We start from the raw sequence: 4,728 nt of genomic DNA on the forward strand, positions 1-4,728 counted from the left end.
ATGCGAATGGCCTGCATCGGGCACACGTCGACGGCCGATTCCACGTTGGCGCGTTCCGAGTCGTCTGCCTCGGCAAGGTACTCGAGCTTGTCGTCATCGTTCAGGTGGAAGATTTTCGGTGCCTCAAACACGCACTGCCCATAGTGCTGGCATAGAAGCATGTCGACAGCGATGGTGATCACGGCGTCTCCTCGACAGTTGATGGATAGAGGTCACGGGACGGCGTGCGGATGCCGCGGTACTCCCAGTCCCCCCCCAGCGCAGTCGAGATGACCTCTTCGCTCTCGGTGGGCTGGGCGCCGACGTCCGTGCGGATGGCGACGGGTCCAGGGACGACATGGTTGCTGAGCGTGCCCAGCCCCTCGACCTCCACCTCGACGACGTCGCCGGGTTCCACGGGTCGGGAGAAGGCGGGCGTGCCCGAGAACAGCATGTCGCCCGGGTTCAGGGTGATGGTGCGGGCAATGTCGGCCACCAGGTAGTTCATGTCCCACTTCATCGCCGCGGTGTTGTCATCCTGGCGCACCACGCCGTTCACCAGCGTGCGCAGTTGCTTGCCGCGGAAGTCCCAGTCGGTGACCAACCCGGGCCCGACGGGGGCAAGCGTGTCGCTGCCCTTGACACGCAGCATCGATCCGGCGTCGGTGTCGCGAAAGTCGTGCAATCCGAAGTCGTTGCCGATCGTGTACCCCGCGATGTAGTCGCCCGCTTCGTGTGGTGAGACGTTGCGACAGGTGCGACCGATCACGATGACGATCTCACCCTCGAAGTTCAGCCACTTGCAGCCTTCCGGCCGCACCACGGCGCCGCGGTGGCTGTTGAGCGCCGACACCGGCTTCTGGAAATAGGTGGGCGCATCGGGAAGCTTTGTCATGAACTCCTCGGTGCGGCTCGCATAGTTGAGGTGCACCGCGATGATCTTGCTCGGCACGGCCGGGGCAAGATGGTGGGCTTCGGATTCCGCGATCTCACGACCGTCGGCGGCGACCAGTGCGTCACCGCGCACCGTGACCTCGGTCACGACGCCCCCGAGAAGGATTCTGCGTACCTCAGTCACGGGAGAGTGTCAGATCCTTCGCGGCCGGAAAGCCGCCCTTGGGCTTCGGAAACCAGACGTGCACCTGCCCTGTGCCGATGGAATTCTCGTATTCGCTGTACATAATCCCGGGCGCGGTGCACGCCTCTTCACCAATGGCCCCGATGGTAAGCAGCCAGTGCCCGAACATGGCCTCGGGCCGCACTTTGTGAAACGCGGGCATCGTCTCCAGCACCTTCGTGTGATCGCCGGCGGTGAACCATTCGAGTCGTTCATAGTCGGCGGCGCGGGCGGCATCCGAAAAGATATGCGCCGGATCGCTCATCTCGTGTTTGCGCAGTTCGCGCAGCTTGAAGAAGGTGTGTGACAACGCGCCGGAGGCGAGCAGGATGACGCGGCGATCGCTCCTGGCAATTGCCTCGCCTATCGCGCGACCCGCCCGCAGGAAGTCCTCGTCCGTCGCCGTCTGGCACACGCTCACGCTCAGCCATTTCTTGTCAGGAAGGCCCTCGCCGAGGAACTTCCAGAGGTTGATGGTGGCGTACATGACGGGAAGATCCGGGTCGTCGATAGCGGTGATCCACGTGCCGTTCTTCTCGTCCTGTTCGGCAATGAGGTGAGCCAGTTCCGGGTCGCCGTGATAGTCGAAGGGCACGCCATGCATGCCACGGGGAAGTTCTTCAGAGGTAAACAGGCCGTGCCGACGATCATGCGAGGTGACGATGAATTCGACGGTGGATGCCCAGTGACTGTCGAGCACGATCACCGTGTCGTAGTCGTCTGATTCGAACACGTCCTTGCGCAACTGCTCAAGCCCGGCGACCAGGGTGATGTCACTGCCCTCGTTCAGGGCGATTCGCACATCCTTCGGGAGCATGATTGTGGGGACGTGGGCGATGAGACCCACCCCGACTACTTCACCCATCTGCTATTCCTTCCATCCCGTGGGGGCAACGACCGTGTTCTTCACGTCCGCATAGAAATCGAATGACCAGGTGCCGCCCTCGCGACCGATTCCCGACTTGCGGGAACCGCCGAATGGCGCTCTCAGGTCTCTGACGAAGAAGCAGTTCACCCAGATCGTCCCCGCAACGAGCTGCCTGGTGACCGCCTCGGAGTGGCTACGGTCGCCCGACACGACGACCGCGGCCAAGCCGAACTCCGTTCCGTTTGCCAGCCGGACTGCCTCGTCGTCCGTTGAGAATCTCTGCATGGTGAGTACGGGGCCGAACACTTCCTGGGTGACGATTTCGCTGTTCGGCGCCGGACTCGTAATGAGGGTCGGGCAGAAGTACAGGCCGCCGAGGTCATCATTCGGCGTGCCGCCCATGGCGATTTCGGCGCCGTCGGACCTCGCCCTGTCGACGAAACCTCTCACCCGTTCGAAGTGCTGTTGATGGATCTGAGGGCCGATGTCGGTCAATGGATCACGTGGATCACCCTGTCGAAGCAGAGCGGCCTTCGCGGTGAATGCCGCGACGAACGCCTCGGCGATGCGCTCGTGAACCAGCAGGCGGGTGCCAGACAGGCACACCTGGCCGGCATTGTCGTACTGTTCGACAGCGAGGGATGCCGCAAGCTCGAGATCAGCGTCGTCGAGCACGATAAATGGGCTCTTACCGCCAAGCTCGAAGCTCACCGGGGTGAGGTTGTCTGCCGCCGCTCGAGCAATCTTCCTCGCCGTCGGCACCGAGCCGGTGAAGGAAATCCGGCTGAGGCCCGGATGGGCTGCCAGCGCGGCACCCGCCTCCGATCCGAAGCCCTGAACGACGTTGAATACGCCCGCGGGCATGCCCGCCTCCAGCGTGAGGTCGGCAAAGAGCGATGCCGTGAGCGGGGTCCACTCTGCGGGCTTGAGAACTACGGTGTCGCCTGCCGCGAGGGCCGGACCGATCTTCCACGTCGCCAGCATGAGGGGAGCGTTCCACGGCGTGATCAGGCCAGCCACGCCCGAGGGATCCCAGCTCACATGATTGGTGTGGCCGCGCGTATCGAAATCGGGATGGCCCAGGTCGGTGATCGCGTAATGAGCAAAGAACCGAAGATTATGGGCCACTCGTGGCATGACACCACGGAGATGACTGCGAAGCAATGCTCCGTTGTCCATGGTCTCGACATTCGCGAAGGCGTCGGTTCGCTCGTCGACCAGGTCTGCCAGCCGATTCAGGATGGCGCCGCGCTGCTCGCGAGTCATCGCCGCCCAGGCGGGGAAGGCCGCGCGCGCGGCGTCCACCGCCTGGTCGACCTCAGCCTGGCCCCCACGCGCGATATCACCGAGAAAACTTCCGTCGATGGGGGAGCTATTGGGATAGGTATCAGGGGATGACACTCGTTCGCCGCCGATGAAGTGACGGGTATCGACGCTAACGCCAGCAACATCCACATACGTCATGGTTCACCGCTCCCGTCGCTCGCCCTTAAGTCGTTCGGATACTAATGATTTACCGTACAGGATGAGTGTGCCCGAGACCAAGCATCGGCCGCGGAATTAGCCGGTGCGTTCGACGCCCGCCGTGATGAGCCTCAGCATCTCGGCGAGTTCGTCCCGGCGGGCCGGATCGACTGGGCCGGCGATGTGCTGCTCCTGGAGATTAAAAGCCGGGAACAGGTCGGCCATCAGGCTTCGACCCGCCGGTGTAAGGCGCACCACCACCAGGCGACCATCGATCTCGCTGCGCTCGCGGGCGAGCCATCCTCGCACCTCCAGAGTGGAGAGCACACCCGTCAACGTGGCCTTAGAGAATCCACCCTCGAGAGCAATCTGCCGCGTTTCTATGGGCTCCCAGATCCAGGTGACCCAGAGCACCACAAATGCCGTCCACGACAGGTTGTTCTGTGCCAGAACCGTGCGCTCAAAGTGGTTCCGTACCGCGGTCGCGGCCCTGAACAGATTAGACGCCACCGCCATGGCGGAGTAGTCGAGGGGGAGCTTACCGAGCTTCGACTCGACCTGTCGTTCTGTTTCCGCCAGCGTGTGTGGCCCGGCCATCGTGGCCCCCTTCCGCGCTCCGGTTTCTGTCACTCTATCGCCCGTCGGTACTACTATCTTGTTCGTATCCAAACAATTTCGCCATCAATAAACGCGAGTGGAGGAACGAGATGACCTCAGTGTCGAATGTCACTCTTGCAGACCTTGATTTATTCGAGACCGGCGACCCCTGGTCGGCATTCGATGATTTGCGAGCACACGCACCGGTGCATTGGGATCGCGAGGATGCACCGAACCACGGATTCTGGTCGCTCACGAGATATCACGACATCGTGGGTGTGTTGCGTGATACCGAGACCTTCTCGAGCGAGCGCGGCACCGTCAATCTCGAGGAGCTCGATGACGAGCAGATCGAGGCTCGCAAATCGATGCTGGAGACCGACGGCACCCGTCATCGCTCCCTGCGACGGCTGATGCAAGGCGAGTTCACCCCGAGAGCCGTTTCCGGCTACGAGACCTTCCTTCGTGGCCTGACGGCCAGGACCCTGGATGCCGCATTCTCTCTGGGCGAGTTCGACTTCGTTGCCGAGGTGGCCGCAGACTTCCCGATCCGGGTGCTTGCCCGCATGCTCGACGTCCCCGACGCCGACATCTACAAGCTCATCGACTGGGGCAATCGGATGGTCGGAAACACCGATCCCGAGCACACCGACGTGCTCGCCGACTCGGAGGAGAGTGAAAAGTACCGGCTGCTTCCGTTTCG

Annotated in this window: 5 protein-coding genes and 1 pseudogene; 1 reads left to right on the forward strand and 5 read right to left on the reverse strand. The window is 62.6% G+C overall.

Features of this window, described 5'->3' with window-relative positions:
* From RMN95_RS16020 to RMN95_RS16040, 5 genes are all read right to left on the reverse strand, one after another.
* Positions 1 to 182 (reverse strand): ferredoxin (locus RMN95_RS16020; RefSeq protein ID WP_309617907.1); only part of this gene is annotated, 182 nt, incomplete at its 3' end.
* The gene (locus RMN95_RS16025; RefSeq protein WP_309617908.1) at positions 179 to 1,057 is read right to left on the reverse strand and encodes a fumarylacetoacetate hydrolase family protein; all 879 of its coding nucleotides are present in this window, start codon (positions 1,055 to 1,057) and stop codon (positions 179 to 181) included. The genes RMN95_RS16025 and RMN95_RS16020, both read right to left, overlap by 4 nt.
* Positions 1,050 to 1,961, reverse strand: a complete 912-nt coding sequence (locus RMN95_RS16030) for a catechol 1,2-dioxygenase (protein WP_309617909.1) — start codon at positions 1,959 to 1,961, stop codon at positions 1,050 to 1,052. The genes RMN95_RS16025 and RMN95_RS16030 overlap by 8 nt, the downstream gene beginning before the upstream one ends.
* Positions 1,962 to 1,964: 3 nt before the next feature.
* On the reverse strand, positions 1,965 to 3,428 hold the full coding sequence (locus tag RMN95_RS16035; RefSeq protein WP_309617910.1) for an aldehyde dehydrogenase: 1,464 nt from the start codon (positions 3,426 to 3,428) through the stop codon (positions 1,965 to 1,967).
* 96 nt (positions 3,429 to 3,524) lie between these two features.
* Complete coding sequence (locus RMN95_RS16040; RefSeq protein WP_309617911.1) at positions 3,525 to 4,025, reverse strand: MarR family transcriptional regulator; 501 nt, start codon at positions 4,023 to 4,025, stop codon at positions 3,525 to 3,527.
* Positions 4,026 to 4,135: 110 nt separating this feature from the next.
* Here RMN95_RS16040 and RMN95_RS16045 point away from each other — a divergent pair.
* Positions 4,136 to 4,728: pseudogene (locus RMN95_RS16045) on the forward strand (cytochrome P450); the annotation flags it as partial.

Source organism: Salinibacterium sp. (assembly GCF_031364185.1).
Classification (GTDB): domain Bacteria; phylum Actinomycetota; class Actinomycetes; order Actinomycetales; family Microbacteriaceae; genus Rhodoglobus.

What these genes read in the sequence shown, in the direction of transcription:
- RMN95_RS16030 (WP_309617909.1), bottom strand. Translation starts at nt 1,961, where the DNA reads ATGGGTGAAGTAGTCGGGGTGGGTCTCATCGCCCACGTCCCCACAATC.
- RMN95_RS16040 (WP_309617911.1), bottom strand. Translation starts at nt 4,025, where the DNA reads ATGGCCGGGCCACACACGCTGGCGGAAACAGAACGACAGGTCGAGTCG.
- RMN95_RS16035 (WP_309617910.1), bottom strand. Translation starts at nt 3,428, where the DNA reads ATGACGTATGTGGATGTTGCTGGCGTTAGCGTCGATACCCGTCACTTC.